Consider the following 15,650-nt stretch of genomic DNA (forward strand, 5'->3'; position numbering starts at 1 on the left):
ATCGCCGATAAATTCCAGCTCGGGAACTTAGCGGCGATAAGGTGGAGTGGGCAAGCGAATAACGGAGAGGCGGCCGGCGGTGGCACTGCAACGCGACGAGGTGGTGCGCACCGCGCTGCGCGTACTCGACGAGGAAGGCATCGACGGCCTGACCACCCGGCGGCTGGCCCGCGAACTCGGCGTCCAGTCGCCCGCGTTGTACTGGCACTTCAAGAACAAGCGGGAACTGCTCGACCTGATGGCCGAGGCGATGCTCGCCGAGGCCCTCCCGGCCGACCGCAGCCCGGATCCGGAGCACTGGCCGGACTGGCTCGCCGCCGACGCCCGCGCCAAGCGCCACGCCCTGCTCGCCTACCGCGACGGCGCCCGGGTGCACGCCGGAACGCTGCCCACCGAAGACGAACTGCCCGCCATCGAAGCCCAGTTGGACGCCCTCCGGCAGGCCGGCCTGCGGCCCCGCACCGCGCTGCGACTGCTGCTCACCATCGACCGCTACATCATGGGCTGGGTCACCGAGGAGCAGGCCTGGCGACAGGACGCCGCCGACCGCGCCCGGCCGCCCTTCCCGGACGAAGCCCTGCGCGACCTCCCGCTGCTGCGCGAGGCGGCCGACGTGCTGCGCATGACCGACCACGACGCCGACTTCGAGTACGGGCTGCGCGTCCTGATCGAGGGCTTCCGGGCCGAGATCGCGCGCGAGGCACTCGGGACGGATGGGCTCGCGTGACCGCTATGACCGCCATGACCACCCTGGGCCTGCTCAGGCTGCGGCGGGCCGGTGCCCACCGCTGGCGGACCTGGACCTCGCCCCGGTAGTCGAACTCCGCCACGGCGGGCAGCCGGATGGCCGCCCAGTCGTGGATACGCGGTCCCTTTGCGCCGGCACCGCACGGGATCCGCTGCCAGGCGCCGGGGATCTTCGCCGCGCGGCAGCGGTCCCGGTCCTCGGCCCAGGACCTGGGCAGGTAGAGCTCGCGGTCGACAAGGGCCCGCAGACGGAAAGCCCCCGCTACCCGCCTCCCGTGCGCGCGGTGACCAGGCCGGACTCGTAGGCCGCGATGACCGCCTGGGCGCGGTCCCGGACGTCGAGCTTGCCGAAGATGCTGGTGATGTAGTTCTTCACCGTCGACAGGCTGATGTCCAGGGCCCGGGCGATCTCGGCGTTGTCGAGGCCGGTGGCCATCAGCCGCCACACCTCGACCTCCCGGGGCGTCAGCCCGCCCGTGTCGGTGACCGGCGGCGGGGCACCGACCGGGGCCCGGACGTAGGTGGAGATCAGCCGGGTGAGCAGGCGCGGGGCGACCACCGCCTCGCCGGCGTGGACGGTGCGGATCGCCGCGCCCAGTTCCTCCGGCGAGACGTCCTTGGGCAGGAACCCGTGGGCGCCGGCGCGCAGCGCGGCCACCACGTACTCGTCCATGTCGAAGGTGCTGAGGGCGAGGACTCGGCAGGAGGGGAGGGTGCGGGCCAGCTCCCGGGTCGCGCCGACCCCGTCGAGCACGGGCATCCGGATGTCCATCACCACGACGTCGGGGCGCAGCAGGCGGGCGGCGGTGACGGCCTGCTCCCCGTTCTCGGCCTCGCCCACCACCTCGAAGGACGGGTCGGGGGAGAGGATCAGGGACAGGCCGCGCCGCACCAGCGGCTGGTCGTCCGCGATGAGGACCCGGATGTCCGGTGCCACCGCGCCCACCGGGCCGCCGTCGTACGCGCTCACCGGGCCGTCGCAGTCCCCGCTCACCGGGCCGTCGCCGTTCCGTGCTGGACGGCCGCGTCGGCCGTCTCCTCCGGGGCCAGTGGCAGGTCGGCCAGGACGGCGAAGCCGCCCTCCGGACGTGGTCCGGTCCGCAGGGTGCCGCCGTGCAGGGCGACGCGCTCGCGCATGCCGATCAGGCCGTACCCGCTCCGGCCGCCGGCCGGCACCGCCTCCTGCGGTGCGGCGCCGCCCGTGCCCGCCGTGCCCCCGTCGTCGCGCACCTCGACGGTGACCCGGTCCGGACCGTACGTCAGGGTGACGGTCGCGCGGGCGGGCCCGGCGTGCTTGCGGGCGTTGGTGAGGCCCTCCTGGACGATCCGGAACACGGTCAGGCCGACGGTGGGCGGCAGCGGGCGGCGGGGCCCGTGGACGCCGAAGTCGGTCGGCAGGCCGGCCACCCGGGACTCGTCCACCAGCCGGCCGAGGTCCTCGGCCCCGGGCTGGGGCGAGGGCGGGGCGGTGTCCGGTTCGTCGCCGGCCCGCAGGACGTCCAGGAGCTGGCGCATCTCCCGCAGGGCCAGTCGCCCGGAGGACTCCAGGGTGACGAGGGCGTCCCGGACCACCTCCGGGTGGGCGAGGTTGGCCCGGGCGCCGCCGGCCATCAGCTGCATGCTGGTGATGTGGTGCGCCACGATGTCGTGCAACTCCCGTGCGATGCGGCGGCGTTCGTCGGCCACCGCGCGTTCGGCCAGCAGTTTGCGGTTGGCCGCGACCTCCCGCTGCCAGCGCGCCACGGCGAGGCCGGCGCCGGCCACGAGCAGGGTGGAGCAGGAGGTGCCGGCGAGCGCCTGCCAGGAGGGGACGCGCAGGTGGCTCTGGCTCAGCGTGGTCAGCACCGTCGTCGCCGCCGCGGCGGCCGCCGTCACCGGGGCGGGGCGGGCCCGGGCGACCGAGTACAGGCCGACCATCAGGACGGCGCCGAAGTGGGTGCTCGCCGGTGTGGACAGGTCGATCGCGGCCTCGACGGCCAGGACCACGGCGAGCGCCGGCATCGGGTGGCGGCGCCGGACGAGCAGCGGCAGGGCCGACAGCGCGACGAGGAGCAGGCCCGGCGGGGTCACCCGGCGTACCCCGTCCATCTCGCTGAAGAGCAGGTAGTTGAGCAGGTCGAGCGTGCAGGCGACGGCGGCCACCAGCGCGTCGGCGTGGGTCCACGGCGCGCCGTCGGTCTCCGGCGGCGCGTCCGCCACCCCGCCGGGCCCCGGACTCCCGCTCGCCGGGTGTGCCGGGTGCGCCGGGTCCGCCCCGAGTGCCGCGTCCATCGCGGGGCGCTGATGACCGCCCATGTCCGTTCCCCCTCCGTGCCCGGCCCGCGCCGCGCCTCACCGATGAGCCCTGACGGGCCCCGAGCCACGAGCCCCGATGAGCCCTGACGAGCCCTGACGAGCCCCGATGAGCCCGATCAGGCCCCGATCAGACCCTGTTTCAGGCCCTGAACAGGCTCTGAACAGGCCCGATGACCCCATTCTGGCATCGGCCCACCCCGCCCCGGCATGGTCCCCACGGCCGATCACGGGAGCCCGGACCAGGACCACGGTCCCGGGTCCGGGCCCGGCCGAGGAGCAGGGGCCCCGGTGCGGATCGTCCGTCGCAGGGACGTCCGCGGCCCACCCCGGGTGATGGTCTGGAACCCGGCCGGGAACCCCCGGAGCCGAGACCGACCTTGCGGACGCTCGCGTCCACCGCCGGAGGAAATCGTGATCCGCGCACTGACCGGATACTCCACCAGGAACCCGTGGAAGGTGATCACCCTCTGGGTGGTGCTGGGACTCTCCCTGGCCCTGCTGAGCCCGATGCTGCTCGCCCGCGTCACCCAGTCCCAGACCGGGGACTTCCTGCCCAAGAGCTACGACTCGGCCGCCGCGCTGCGGATCGCCGAGGAGAACTTCGGGATGAAGCCCGACGCCACCACGGTCACGGTGCTGGTCGCCAGGACCGACGGCCAGGCGCTCACCGCCGCCGACCAGCAGCGGGTCGAGGCCGAGGCGGCGAAGCTCGCCCAGCGCCGGGTCGTCATGCCCAGGAAGGACGACGAGCCGGCCTTCCTCGTCCCCGACCGGTCCCAGACCCCCCGGGTCGCCCCGGCCATGGTGGCGCCCGACCGTGGCTTCGAACTGCTCTCCGTCGAACTGACCGGCAACGCCGCGGCCGAGGGCGTCCAGGGCGTCTACCGGGCGTTCCGGGACGCCACCCGGGCCCAGTTCGCCGACGCCGGGATGCGCACCGGGTTCACCGGGGGACTGGCCGACGCCGTGGACACCGCCGACTCCCACCGCACCGCCGCGACGGTCGGCAGCGCGCTCGTCATGGGGCTGATCGTCCTGCTCAACGTGCTGGTGTTCCGCAGCGTGGCGGCGGCCCTGCTGCCGCTGCTCGCCGTCGCCATGATCGGCAGCGCGGCCGGCGGAGCCGTGGCCGTCGCCGCGACGCTGACCGGCCTCAAACTCGACGCCGGCACCCCCGGGCTGGTCTCCGTGGTCCTGCTCGGCATCGGCGTCGACTACCTGCTCTTCCTGCTCTTCCGCTTCCGCGAGCACCTGCGGGCCCGGCCCGAGCAGCCCGCCCGCGAAGCCGCCGCCCAGGTGACCGCCCGGGTGGGCACCGCGATCACCTCGGCCGCGCTGACCATCGTCGCCGCCTTCGCCACCCTCGGCGTGGCCAGCTTCGGGCAGTTCCGCTCGCTCGGCCCGGCCATCGCCGTCGCCGTCCTGGTCATGCTGCTGGGCAGCCTCACCATGATGCCCGCCCTGCTCGCCGCCTGCGGCCGCGGCATGTTCTGGCCCTCCCGCAGCCTGCGCCGCCAGCCGGACGAGGGCTTCGCCGCCCGCTTCGGCGCGCTCGTCGCCCGGCGGTCGCTGCCGATGCTGCTCGCCGCCCTCGCCCTGCTCGGCGCGCTGGCCGCCGGGATGACCGGGATCCGGATGGACTACGGCCTCGGCGGCGCCGGCGACCGGACCCCGGCCGCCGCCACCGCCGCCGAGATCTCCCGCACCCTGCCGGCCGGCGTCTCCGACCCGACGAGCGTCTACGTCGTCACCACGGACGGCACCACCCTCACCCCCGGCCGGCTCGACGGCCTCTCCCACGCCCTCACCCAGGTCGAGGGCGTCGGCAAGACGGGCGGCACCGTCCTCAACGGGGACCGGCGCGCCGCCCGGATCGACCTCTACCTGACCGCAGACCCGCAGAGCCGGCGCGCCCGCGACCTGGCCTCCGGCCCGGTCCGCGCCGCGGTCGCCGCCCACACACCCGCCGGGACCAGCGCCCACGTCGGCGGCACGGCGGCGATCTTCGCCGACATCTCCACCGCCGTCGACCACGACCTGGCGATCGTCTTCCCGGTCGCGGCCGCCCTGATCGCCCTGATCCTGCTGCTGCTCCTGCGCAGCCTGCTCGCCCCGCTGGTCCTGATGCTCTCGGTCGGGCTCGGCTTCGCCGCCACCCTCGGCGCCGCGACCCTGCTGTTCCAGCACGGGCTGGGCGAACCGGGCGTCAGCTTCACCCTCCCGCTGGTGCTGTTCCTGTTCGTCGTGGCGCTGGGCACCGACTACAACATCCTCATCACCGACCGGATCCGCGAGGAGATGCAGCGCCCCGGCCCGCCCCGTGCCGCCGTCGCCCGCGCCGTACGGCACACCACGCCCGCCATCGCCACGGCCGGCCTGGTCCTGGCCGGTTCCTTCGCGACCCTCGCCGCCACCCCGGGCAGCGAACAGGTCGCCTTCGCGCTGACGCTCGGCATCCTGCTCTCCGCCGTCGTCCTGTCCCTGGTCCTGGTGCCCGCCGTCGCCGCCCTGCTCGGCCGCGCCCTCTGGTGGCCGCTCCGCCCGGCCCGCCACCACCACCGGGCCGAGCCGGCCCCGGAGCCGTACCGCGTCCCGGTGCCCTGACCGGCGAGCCGTTAGTACTCCAGCAGGAAAACATCGAAGTCCTGCTGGAGTACCAGGGCGTGTTTCATAATTCGCGTCGGATCAGCGCGCGGCGTTGGGCGCGCAGTGCCTCGCGCAGCCGCCCGCCGGAGGCGGCGAGCTGCCGGGCGGCGGTCGGCGCGTCCACGTCCGCGAGCAGGATCAGGATCGCGTCCTTGGCCCGGCCCCCGGTGGCGGCGAGCGCGCGGCGGACCGCCGCCTCGTCGGCGCCGGTGGCCTCCGTGACGATCTGGTGGGCCCGTGCGCGGAGCTTGGCGTTGGTGGCCCGGACGTCGACCATCAGATTGCCGTACGTCCGACCGAGCCGGACCATGACGGCCGTCGACAGCATGTTGAGCACCAGCTTCTGCGCCGTGCCCGCCTTCAGCCTGGTTGACCCTGCCAGCACCTCCGGGCCGACCTCCACCTCGATCCCCAGCTCGGCCGCCGCCACCAGCGCCGAGCCCCGGTTGCAGGCCAGTCCGACCGTCAGTGCCCCGGCCGCCCGTGCCGTCCGGACGGCCGCCACCGCGTACGGCGTGCGGCCGGAGGCGGAGACGCCCACCACAGTGTCGGCCGGGGTGAGCCGGAGCGCGGCCAGGTCGGCCGCCGCCAGCTCCGGGCGGTCCTCGGCGCCCTCGACGGCCTCGGTCACGGCGGTCCCGCCCCCCGCGATCAGGCCCACCACCAGGCCCGGATCGGTGCCGAAGGTCGGCGGGCACTCGGCGGCGTCCAGCACTCCGAGCCGCCCGGCGGACCCCGCCCCGGCGTAGACCAGCCGCCCACCGGCCGCCATCCGTGCCGCCGTGGCGTCCACCGCGGCGGCGATCCGGACCAACTCCCCGGCCACCGCGGCGGGGACGGTGCGGTCCTCGGCGTTCATCAGGCGGAGCAGGTCGGTGGTCGGCAGTTGGTCGATCCCGGCCCAGTCGGGGCGGATCGTCTCGGTCGGCGGTACGGCGTCCTGGTGCATGCGGCCAGCGTCCCCGGGCGCGGCGGTCGCCAATCGGTGCGGGGCCGCGCGTGGTCTCCGGGGCCTCGGTCGTGGTGGCGGGGTGGCGGGGTGGCGGGCGTTGGGCCGGTGCGACCGGGGCGTCAGGGGCGTCAGGGGCGTCAGGGGTGTCCGTCCTGCCCCCCACGTATGGAGTGAGTGCTCAGCCCGTTCAGCCCGTTCAGCCCGTCAACGGACGTCGCCGTCGCCGAGGTGACGGGCGATGCGGGCGATGGCGGGGGCGTTGTCCTCGAACAGATGGGCCTGCATGCCCACCGCCCGGGCGGCTTCGACGTTGGGCGCGTGGTCGTCGATGAAGAGGCAGTCGACCGGGCTGACGCCCAACTCGGCGCAGGTGATCTCGTAGGCGCGCGGGTCGGGCTTGCCGGTCCCGATCTCGTGCGAGTAGACGATGTGCTCCACCAGCTCGTCGAACCGGTAGAGCGGGACCTCGCGTTCGCGGGCGCCGACGAAACTGTTGCTGAGGATGCCGAGCCGGGCCCGCCCGCGCAGTCCGCGCACGTGGGCGATGAACTCCTCGTTCGGCGTGCCCAGGTACTCCTCCCAGAGGTCGGCCATGAAGGCCTCGACCTGGGCCGGACCGAGGTGCAACCGGGCGGCCACCTGCTCACGCACCTCCGGCTCGGTGATGCCACCGATCGCGCCGGCCTGCCAGACGTCCCGCAGCCGCTCGTCGATCGCGTGCGGCGGCAGCTCCAACAGGCGCTCCCAGCGCTCCGGCCAGCCCGTCCTCGGCGTGTATTCCAGGACGCCGCCGATGTCGAGGATGAGACAGGGTGCGTTCACGGGTGGTCCCCTCTCTGCTGCGGCCGCCGTGGCGCGGCCTGCCCCTGCCACTCTCGGGGGTGCGGGCGGGGCCGGGTCAAGGGGGCGGTGAGTCCTCGGCAGCTCCGGAGACCGCGTTCGGCGGCCGCGTTCGGTTGCCGCGTCCGGTGGTCGGGCGTGCTGTCGGTCCGTCAGGCCATCCAGAAGAAGACGGCCGTCATCCGACGCTCCGGCAGCTCGGCGCCGTAGTAGGAGGTCGCGCTGTGCATGAGGTTGGCGTGGTAGAGGAGCAGCTGGTTGTAGCGGTTGGGGACGCGGACGTCCTCGGTGAAGTGGTCGGCGGGCACGTGGCGGGTGCCGAGCGCCTCGACCAGATTGTTGTGCGGTGCGTTGACGAGGTTCCCACCGAGGCGTCCGCCGGGGAACTGCTGGCGGTAGAAGCTGGTGCCGGCGTCCTTCGGCGCGCCTGGGCTGAGGTAGAGCACGGCGGCGTAGCGGCAGAGCGCGCGGGAGTCGGTGTGCGGGCGGGACTCCGACTCCCCGGCGCCGACGACCTGGACGCAGTTGTGGTTGAGCGTGCCGCCGCCCGGGGTGCTCTGCACCCAGAGCCGGGAAGCGCCGGTGGCCTTGCGGACCAGGGCCTCCACCCGGGCCAGCTCGTCGGGCTCCAGGCCGGGCATGGTGCGCAGGCCGGGCCAGGTCTCGGGGCGGTACGGGTAGCCCTCGGTCCAGTCGCCGCGGGCCAGACAGCGCTCGCGGACGGCGTCCGGGTCGGGGAGGACGTTGTCCAGGACCCAGTAGTCCCGGCCTCGGGTGGGCTTGCGGTAGGGCAGGACCGGCAGGGTGGTGGGCTTGATGGGCTGTGAGGGCATGGGCCGACGATAGGGGCGGCGGTCGTCAACCTTCTGCCGTGAGCAGGTCAACCTTTCGTCAAGGGCTCTCCATGGGTGGGCGTCTCGCGCCGCAGGTCAGGAGCCTGGTCGGACGGCGAAGGTGCCCAGGGCGCCCTCCAGTCGGTCGAAGGCCCGGACGGCCGAGGGGCGTACCGCCGCCGTGATGGCGGCGGCCTCGTCGCCGGCCAGCAGCCGGCGGAACACTTCGGTGAACACCGTGCGGTCGACGGCGGCGAGCAGCCCGGCGGCCACCCGGCTCTCGAAGTCGACCGGCGGGCCGGCCGGTGTGCCGCCCGGCGCGTCGGGCGATGCGCCGGGCGGAGTGCCGGTTGTCGTGGGGCGGGTGGCCCCGGCCAGGGCCTCGGCCAGGGCGGTCTCGCTCTGTTCGTGCAGCTCGCGGATCCGGGCGACCAGGGCGGGGCTGTCGGCGACGGTGCGGGCGAACGCCGGGCCGGAGAAGCCGAGCCGTGGGTCGTGCCGGTCGAGGCCGGCCAGGCAGTCGCGGCGCAGCGCGGCGAGGGCGGACTCGCCGGGCGCACGCTCGGCGACCGCCCGGGCGAGCCGGCCGACGATCTCCTCGTGCAAGTCGAGGAGGAGGTCCTCCTTGCGCGGGAAGTGGTTGGTGACGGTCATCTTGGCGACTCCGGCGGCCGTCGCGACCTCGGCGATGGTGGTGCGGTCGAAGCCCTGCTCGATGAAGAGCCTGGTCGCGGCGTGCGAGATCGCCTCGCGGGTGCGGCGCTTGTTGAGCTCGCGCAGGGTCGGGGTGGCCCCGGTTCCCGTCAGGGTTTCCGTCGCGGTTTCCGTTGTGGGTTCCGTCATGGGGGCAGCGTAGCGCAGTTCACTGGGTCGGACCCATAAATTAGTCTTGACCTAATGACTGGGTCCGTCCTAAGTTTCTTCCGGGCGGTCGGAGCGGCCGCCGGACGGACGACCCGGGGAGGGCGCATGACCACATCGGCCACGCACGGAGGCGCCGTGTTCACCCAGCACGCCGGGCGGCTCCGCCTGCTCAGCGTCCACGCCCACCCCGACGACGAGTCCAGCAAGGGCGCCGCCACCCTCGCGCGATACGCCGCCGAGGGGGTGGACGTCCTGGTCGCCACCTGTACCGGCGGTGAGCGCGGCTCGGTGCTCAACCCGGCCATGGACCGCCCCGAGGTCCGGGCGGACCTCGCCCGGATCCGGAGCGAGGAGATGGCGGCCGCCCGGGGCATCCTCGGGGTGCGCCAGCAGTTCCTCGGCTTCGTGGACTCCGGCATGCCGGGCCCGGGCGAACCGCTGCCGGAGGGCTGCTTCGCCGCCCAGCCCGTGGCGGCGGCCGCGGCGCCGCTGGTCGCCCTGATCCGGGAGTTCCGTCCGCACGTGGTGGTCACCTACGACGAGACCGGGGGGTATCCGCACCCCGATCACGTGATGACCCACCAGGTCACGGTCGAGGCCTTCGAGGCCGCCGCCGACCCGGGCCGCCACGCCGAGACGGGGGAACCCTGGCAGGCGGCGAAGCTCTACTACCACCTGGCGCTCTCCAGAGCCTGGTTCCAGACCCTGCACGACGCGATGACGGAGCGGGGCGTCCCCTCGGGCATGGGCGCACTGCTCGCGGACTGGCCGGACACCCCGCCCGCCCTCGCCACCACCACCCGGATCGCGTGTGCCGAGCAGTTCGCCGTACGGGACGCGGCACTGCTGGCGCACGCCACCCAGATCGAGCCCGGGGTCGCGTTCATGGCCCACCCACGGGACATCGAGCGCGAGGTCTGGCCGACGGAGGACTACCACCTCGCCCGGAGCCTGGTGCCGGTCGAGGGCGAGGGGCCCGAGACCGACCTGTTCGCCGGGCTGCGCTCAGGAGGGGCGGGGCTGCGCCCGGGAGAGGGGGACGGATGAGCCGGAGGTCGGGTTTCGCCCGCTCAGCACTGGCCGTCGGCGAGCACGAAGTAGCCCGGGCCGGTCTGCTTCAGGGTGTGTGTCACGAAGGTGTTCCAGAGGCCCATGCTCTGGCCCGAGCCGAGCGCGTAGGTCAGGCCGCCGCTCTGGGTGGCCCGCCCGGCCCGGACCTGGTTGTAGTTGCTGTCGGTGAAGCACTGCGCGGCGCCGCCGCCGGTGGTCGCCGTCACCGCCGCCGATCGGGTGCCCACCGCGCCCGACGGGTCGACCGCCGCCACGGTGTAGCCGTACGACGTGCCGGGGGCGAGCCCGGTGTCGGTGAAGGACGGGCCGGTGGCACTGCCCGCCATCGTGCCGTCCCGGTAGACCTGGTAGGAGGCGGCCCCGCTGACGGCCTGCCAGGCGAGGGCGATCGAGCTCTGGCCCGCCGGGGTCGCGGTCAGCCCGGTCGGGGCGGGCAGACCGGGGTTGGTGGGCCCCGTGCCGCCGTCCAGGCCCCAGAACTGCGCGGTGTAGTAGCTGGAGCAGATCGTGTTGAGGAAGTAGCTGCCGGTGGCCCCGCACTGGTCGGCTGCGGAGCCGGGGTTGACGGCCAGCCCGTGGCCCATCCCGGCGATGCTGAACAGCGCTACGGCGGGCCGCCCGCCCGCGTCGGCGTAGACCTCCTCGGTGGTGCCGCCCGGCAGGCTCCGGGTGCTGGTCGGGCTCTGGCCGACACCCTGGACGTTGGTCCACTGGTCGCGCAGCTCCGTCGCGTTCACCGGCCTGACCACGGTGTCCGCGCTGCCCTGCCAGATCGCCACCCGGGGCCAGGGCCCGGCGTAGCCCGGGTACGCGGCCCGGACCTTGTCGCCCCACTGGGCCGGGGTGAGCCCCTGGTCGGAGTTCTGGCAGCCGGAGGCGGCGCCCTGGGTGGTCGCGCACTGGGCCGGGAGGCCGGAGTCGATCGCCCCGCCGGCGAACACGTCCGGGTAGTCGGCCAGCAGGTCGGAGGCCATCCCGCCGCCGGCCGACAGCCCGGTGACGAACACCCGCCGGCCGTCCGAGCCGTACAGGGCCTTGGCCTTGGTGACCATCTCGATCACCGACTCAGCCTCGCCGGCGCCCCGGGCGTCCTTGGTCGCGTCGAACCAGCTGAAGCAGGAGAGGCTGTTGTTGGCACTGCTGGTCTGCGGGAAGACGACCGCGAAGCCGTACCGGTCGGCGAAGGTCGTCCAACCGGAGTTGCGGTAGTAGTCGTTGGCGGTCTGCAGGCAGCCGTGCAGCGCGACCACCAGCGGCGCGCCACTCGGCAGTCCGGCGGGGGTGTAGGAGTACATCGCGAGGTTTCCCGGATTGGCGCCGAATCCGGTGACCTGCTGGAAGGTCCCGCTCACGGTGTCGGCCGCAGCCAGGGCGGGTGCGGTGGTGCCGATCGCGAGTGCGGCGGCCGTCAGCAACGCGGCGGCGGCAGGACGGAGAGGCATGGGGGCTCCTGGGTGGGGGAGGAGTGGGGGCGGATGCCGTGCAGCGTGGCGCGCCCCGCGCCCCGGTGCCATGTGACGGCCACCCGAGGTCCACCGCCCCGCCATGGCGTGGACCGCCATGGTCCGATGCCCGGGGGCCGCGCGCCGGCCGTACCCCGGAACGCACTTGAGGGGCGTGCGCGAACAAGGCAGGTTGATCCCATGACGACGAATGAGGCAGACCCCGGCGGCGCGACGTCCCCGGAGGGCCAGGAACTCCTTGAAGGCCGGCAGCCCCTGGAGGGCCAGGTGCCCCGGACCAGGACCCACGCCTGGACGGCCGGCCCGCCGATCTCCGCCTTCCCACGCCTGAGCGGAGAGGAGATCCTGCACGAGATCCTCGCGGGCCGGATTCAGGAGCCGGCGATCTGCAGCACCCTCGGATTCCATCTGACCGAGGTGAAGCCGGGCACGGCGGTGTTCGAGGGCGAACTCGGCGATCACCTCTACAACCCGATGAACACCGTGCACGGTGGCTACCTCGCCACCCTGCTCGACTCGGCGCTCGGTTGCGCCGTGCTGAGCCGGCTGCCCGCCGGGATCGGCTACACCACCACGCAGTTGAACGTCCACATGCTGCGCCCGCTGTTCGCCGACTCGGGGCTGCTGCGCTGCGAGGGCCTGGTGCTGCATCTGGGCCGGACGATGGCGACGGCCGAGGCGAGGGTGGTCGGGGTGGAGAACGGCAAGCTCTACGCGCACGCCACCACCACCTGCGCGATCCTGGCGCCCCACCCGGCGGCCTGAGCGGCGGCCTGACAGGTGGTCCGACCGGTGGCATGACCGGAGGCCTGGGCAGAGGTTCGGCTGAAGGTACGGCCGGGCCCCGGTCGCTTCGGCGGCCGGGGCCCGGGGCCCGGGGTCGGCTGCGGTTCAGAGGGCCGCGAGCAGCCCACAGAGCGCGAGGAGGCCGCAGATCCCGAAGTTGATCAGCTTGTGCGAGAGGAACACGGCGGCGAACTCGCGGATCGTCGCGCTCGGCCAGTAGTACGCGGCGGTCGGCGAGCCGAACACCTGCCCGTTGACGCCGGTCCTGCGGGCGGTGAGCGCCGCCCGGAAGGCGTGGAAGTTGTTGGTGACCACGACACAACGGTAGTCGGGCTTGGCCTGCTCCATGATGGCCTTGCTGAAGAGCAGGTTCTCCTCGGTGGTGCGGGAGCGGTCCTCGCGCTCGATGTGTTCGGCCGGGAAGCCGCGCCCGGTCAGGTAGTCGGCCATCGCGTGGGACTCCGGCAGCTTCTCGTCCGGGCCCTGGCCGCCGGAGGTGATCAGCACCGGCGGGTTGCCGCGCGCGGCCTGCTTGTCGTACACCTCCCGGCCCCGGTCGAGTCGGCTGGCCAGCAGCGGCGGGACGCGCTCGCCGCCGATCAGGCCGGAGCCGAGGACGACCACGAAGTCCACGTTCCGGCGCGGCCGGTGGCGGCCGTAGAGGAATGCGTAGCCGACGAAGCAGACGAACAGGAAGGAGATGTAGCCGACCACCAGGACGGCGGTGCCCGCCAGTATGCCCAGCCGGGGCGAGCGGGTGGCCAGAGCAGCGAGCAGCAGTGCGATGACGGCGAGGATGCCCAGCCCGGCGAGGAGGGACAGCAGGTTGGCGGGCCGTCTGCCCTCCTTGCGGATCATGGTCAGGCCGTTGGCGATCAGGAACCAGACCAGGGCCGCCGTGCCGAGGGCCGGCAGCAGGATGATCGCCACCGCCGCCAGTTCCATCACCAGTGTGGGCGCCTTGCGCAGCTCGGTGAGCAGGGCGAGGGCGAGCAGGGAGACGGCGATGCCGAGCAGGACGGCATTGCTGAACTGGCGGCGGTCGCGTAGTACCCCGATTCCGAACAACAGGAAGAACAGGGCGGCTGGGACATAGGCGATCATGCTTCGTATCGTAGGCGGAGGCCGTTCGCGTGAACCGCCCGTCCGCCCGTGGACGAACCGGCCGGGCGGACTGGACAGACGGGCTGGACAAGGGGGCTGGACAAGGGGACTGGGCAAACGGACCGGACAAGGGGACCGGACGAGCGGGCAGGTCAGGCGAACCGCTCGATCGCCGCGAGGACCGCCTCCGTCATCGCCGGACTCCCGGTGTGCCCGGACTCGTCGATGACGGTCAGTCGGGCCTCCGGCCAGGCCCGGGTCAGCCGCCACGCGGTGTCGAGCGGCGAGCCGAGGTCCAGTCGGCCGTGGATCAGTTCGCCCGGGATGCCGGCCAGCCGTCCGGCGTCGTGCAGCAGTTGGCCGTCGGCCAGGAACGCGTGGTGCGCGAAGTAGTGCGCGGTGATCCGGGTGAACGCCATCAGCGCGTCGGTGGGGCGGTCGCTGTAGGCGTTCGGCTTGCCCAGCGCCTCGTGCGCGATGACGGCGTCCTCCCAGGTGGCCCAGGCGTTCGCGGCGGCCCGCCGGACGGTCTCGTCCTGGCTGTTGAGCAGCCGGCTGTAGGCGGCCACCAGGTCACCGTCGCGGTCGGCGGCCGGCAGGAAGTTCCGGAACTCCTCCCACGGGCCGGGCAGGAAGCGGGCGACGCCCCGGTAGAGCCAGTCGGTCTCCTCGGGGCGGGTCGTGGTGACGCCGCAGAGCACGATCTCGGAGACCCGCTCGGGGTGGGCCTGGGCGTAGGCGAGGATCAGCGTCGAGCCCCAGGAACCGCCGTGCAGCAGCCACTTCTCGATGCCGAGGTGGTCGCGCAGCCGCTCCATGTCCGCGATCAGCCGCTCGGTGGTGTTGTGCTCCAGCCCGGTCGCCGGGTCGGCGGCGTGCGGCAGGCTCTGTCCGCAGCCGCGCTGGTCGAACTGGACCACGTGGTACCGCTCGGGGTCGAAGTACCGCCGGGCGCCCGGCCGGTGGCCGGACCCGGGCCCGCCGTGCACGATCGCGGCGGGTTTGCCCGCCGGGTTGCCGGAGGCGTTCCAGTGCATCCGCTGCCCGTCTCCGACGTCCAGCAGGCCTTGTGCGTAGGGCTCGTAGTGGGGGTGCAGCTCGGGCATCGCGGAACTCCTCCGTGGGATGTGCGGCCGGGGTGCCCGGACAGACCCTAGCGGGCGCTCGCAGGCCGGGCCGCGGATTTTCGGCGGGCCCGGGGCGGGGCCCGGCCGGCCGGGCCCGCCGTGCTGGGGTCAGCGCTGTTCGGCGGGCAGCAGGGTCGCGAGCCCGTCGAGGACGCGTTGCACGCAGAACTCGAAGCGGGTGTCCATGTCGGGTTCGGTGAGGTCGTCGGCCAGGGCGACGAGGTTGGGGAAGGTGTCGGCGGGCAGGGCACGGAAGCGGTCGCCGGCGGCGTCGGCGATGTCCCGACGGCTGGTGCCGAGGACTTCGGCGGCCGAGATCGGGGACTGTTCCTGGAGGACGAACCCCTGGACGAAGGCGCCCAGCAGGTAGGTGGCCATGGCGGCGTCGGCGTCGGAGAAGCCGGCCGCGCGGAGCCGGTCGAGCTGGTCCTCCATCAGGCCGAGCAGGTGGGGCCCGGGGGAGAGGCGGCCTGAGACGATCTTGGCGGCGTCGCGCTTGTCGAGCAGCAGCCGGCGGTAGCGCCAGCAGTAGGCGTGGAACTGCTCGCGCCACCCGCCCTCGCGCGGCGGGGGTTCGGCCGAGGCCATCACCGCGTCGGTGAGCAGGTCGAGCAGTTCCTGCTTGTTGCGGACGTGCCAGTACAGCGAGGCCGCCTTGACGCCGACCTCGGCGGCGACCTTGCGCATCGACAGCCCGTCGAGGCCGTCCCGTTCCAGTACCCGCAGCGCGGCCTGGGTCAGTGCGTCCCTGGTCAGCGGCGGTGTCGTGTCGTCGTTCTCCGGCATGGCTGTGCGGACGCCTCCAGCGGTCTCATCCGGTCTTCTCCGGTCGCGAGTCTCGCGGCGACTGTCCGTGGCGAGCGCCCGTGCGCGAGATCCCGCTTGCAATCTAACACCGTTAGGGGCACTCTGTGCGTGCCGC

14 protein-coding genes are annotated in these 15,650 nt (G+C 73.7%); 4 read left to right on the forward strand and 10 right to left on the reverse strand.

Annotated elements, in window-relative coordinates; genetic code table 11:
• Window positions 1-79 precede the first annotated feature (79 nt).
• Entirely contained in the window at window positions 80-727 is a 648-nt protein-coding gene (locus AB0R04_RS20495; protein ID WP_363373030.1) for a TetR/AcrR family transcriptional regulator C-terminal domain-containing protein, read from the forward strand.
• A 282-nt stretch (window positions 728-1,009) separates the two neighbouring features.
• Here the strand turns inward: AB0R04_RS20495 and AB0R04_RS20500 are convergent, their stop codons facing one another.
• Together AB0R04_RS20500 and AB0R04_RS20505 are read right to left on the reverse strand one after the other, a co-directional pair.
• Window positions 1,010-1,693, reverse strand: coding sequence for a response regulator transcription factor (locus AB0R04_RS20500; RefSeq protein WP_363373199.1), 684 nt, complete (start codon window positions 1,691-1,693; stop codon window positions 1,010-1,012).
• A 44-nt stretch (window positions 1,694-1,737) separates the two neighbouring features.
• Window positions 1,738-3,042, reverse strand: coding sequence for a sensor histidine kinase (locus tag AB0R04_RS20505; protein ID WP_363373033.1), 1,305 nt, complete (start codon window positions 3,040-3,042; stop codon window positions 1,738-1,740).
• 411 nt (window positions 3,043-3,453) lie between these two features.
• On the opposite strand from AB0R04_RS20505, the gene AB0R04_RS20510 reads away from it, so the two are divergent.
• A complete protein-coding gene (locus AB0R04_RS20510; protein WP_363373035.1) occupies window positions 3,454-5,646 on the forward strand; it encodes an MMPL family transporter in 2,193 nt (730 codons plus the stop codon).
• A gap of 64 nt (window positions 5,647-5,710) precedes the next feature.
• Here the strand turns inward: AB0R04_RS20510 and murQ are convergent, their stop codons facing one another.
• The 4 genes from murQ to AB0R04_RS20530 form a co-directional block, all read right to left on the reverse strand.
• Window positions 5,711-6,637, reverse strand: a complete 927-nt coding sequence (gene murQ / locus AB0R04_RS20515; RefSeq protein WP_363373038.1) for an N-acetylmuramic acid 6-phosphate etherase — start codon at window positions 6,635-6,637, stop codon at window positions 5,711-5,713.
• A gap of 207 nt (window positions 6,638-6,844) precedes the next feature.
• A complete protein-coding gene (locus AB0R04_RS20520; protein ID WP_363373041.1) occupies window positions 6,845-7,462 on the reverse strand; it encodes an HAD family phosphatase in 618 nt (205 codons plus the stop codon).
• Window positions 7,463-7,632: 170 nt separating this feature from the next.
• Window positions 7,633-8,313 (reverse strand): DUF6445 family protein, encoded by a 681-nt coding sequence (locus AB0R04_RS20525; RefSeq protein ID WP_363373044.1) that lies wholly within the window; start codon window positions 8,311-8,313, stop codon window positions 7,633-7,635.
• Window positions 8,314-8,409: 96 nt separating this feature from the next.
• Window positions 8,410-9,156 carry a helix-turn-helix domain-containing protein gene (locus tag AB0R04_RS20530; RefSeq protein WP_363373047.1) on the reverse strand — a complete coding sequence of 249 codons (747 nt, stop codon included), beginning with the start codon at window positions 9,154-9,156 and terminating at the stop codon, window positions 8,410-8,412.
• 126 nt (window positions 9,157-9,282) lie between these two features.
• On the opposite strand from AB0R04_RS20530, the gene mca reads away from it, so the two are divergent.
• Entirely contained in the window at window positions 9,283-10,224 is a 942-nt protein-coding gene (gene mca, locus AB0R04_RS20535; RefSeq protein ID WP_363373050.1) for a mycothiol conjugate amidase Mca, read from the forward strand.
• Between the two features lie 23 nt (window positions 10,225-10,247).
• On the opposite strand, the gene AB0R04_RS20540 is transcribed toward mca, so the two are convergent.
• A complete protein-coding gene (locus AB0R04_RS20540; protein ID WP_363373052.1) occupies window positions 10,248-11,690 on the reverse strand; it encodes a PHB depolymerase family esterase in 1,443 nt (480 codons plus the stop codon).
• 201 nt (window positions 11,691-11,891) lie between these two features.
• Here AB0R04_RS20540 and AB0R04_RS20545 point away from each other — a divergent pair, with 201 nt between their 5' ends.
• Window positions 11,892-12,476 (forward strand): PaaI family thioesterase, encoded by a 585-nt coding sequence (locus AB0R04_RS20545; RefSeq protein WP_363373055.1) that lies wholly within the window; start codon window positions 11,892-11,894, stop codon window positions 12,474-12,476.
• Window positions 12,477-12,602: 126 nt separating this feature from the next.
• Here the strand turns inward: AB0R04_RS20545 and AB0R04_RS20550 are convergent, their stop codons facing one another.
• The 3 genes from AB0R04_RS20550 to AB0R04_RS20560 form a co-directional block, all read right to left on the reverse strand.
• Window positions 12,603-13,601, reverse strand: a complete 999-nt coding sequence (locus AB0R04_RS20550; RefSeq protein WP_363373058.1) for a YdcF family protein — start codon at window positions 13,599-13,601, stop codon at window positions 12,603-12,605.
• A 152-nt stretch (window positions 13,602-13,753) separates the two neighbouring features.
• Window positions 13,754-14,707 (reverse strand): prolyl aminopeptidase, encoded by a 954-nt coding sequence (pip, locus tag AB0R04_RS20555; RefSeq protein WP_363373061.1) that lies wholly within the window; start codon window positions 14,705-14,707, stop codon window positions 13,754-13,756.
• 129 nt (window positions 14,708-14,836) lie between these two features.
• A complete protein-coding gene (locus AB0R04_RS20560; RefSeq protein WP_363373062.1) occupies window positions 14,837-15,514 on the reverse strand; it encodes a TetR/AcrR family transcriptional regulator C-terminal domain-containing protein in 678 nt (225 codons plus the stop codon).
• Window positions 15,515-15,650: the final 136 nt, after the last annotated feature.

The sequence above is a fragment of the Kitasatospora sp. NPDC056731 genome (assembly GCF_040687675.1).
Classification (GTDB): domain Bacteria; phylum Actinomycetota; class Actinomycetes; order Streptomycetales; family Streptomycetaceae; genus Kitasatospora.

Bases quoted from the DNA above. Each gene is read 5' to 3' on its own strand.
- AB0R04_RS20550 (WP_363373058.1), bottom strand. From the start codon at position 13,601: ATGATCGCCTATGTCCCAGCCGCCCTGTTCTTCCTGTTGTTCGGAATC.
- AB0R04_RS20505 (WP_363373033.1), bottom strand. From the start codon at position 3,042: ATGGGCGGTCATCAGCGCCCCGCGATGGACGCGGCACTCGGGGCGGAC.
- AB0R04_RS20530 (WP_363373047.1), bottom strand. From the start codon at position 9,156: ATGACGGAACCCACAACGGAAACCGCGACGGAAACCCTGACGGGAACC.
- AB0R04_RS20525 (WP_363373044.1), bottom strand. From the start codon at position 8,313: ATGCCCTCACAGCCCATCAAGCCCACCACCCTGCCGGTCCTGCCCTAC.
- murQ (WP_363373038.1), bottom strand. From the start codon at position 6,637: ATGCACCAGGACGCCGTACCGCCGACCGAGACGATCCGCCCCGACTGG.
- mca (WP_363373050.1), top strand. From the start codon at position 9,283: ATGACCACATCGGCCACGCACGGAGGCGCCGTGTTCACCCAGCACGCC.
- pip (WP_363373061.1), bottom strand. From the start codon at position 14,707: ATGCCCGAGCTGCACCCCCACTACGAGCCCTACGCACAAGGCCTGCTG.
- AB0R04_RS20540 (WP_363373052.1), bottom strand. From the start codon at position 11,690: ATGCCTCTCCGTCCTGCCGCCGCCGCGTTGCTGACGGCCGCCGCACTC.
- AB0R04_RS20560 (WP_363373062.1), bottom strand. From the start codon at position 15,514: ATGCCGGAGAACGACGACACGACACCGCCGCTGACCAGGGACGCACTG.
- AB0R04_RS20545 (WP_363373055.1), top strand. From the start codon at position 11,892: ATGACGACGAATGAGGCAGACCCCGGCGGCGCGACGTCCCCGGAGGGC.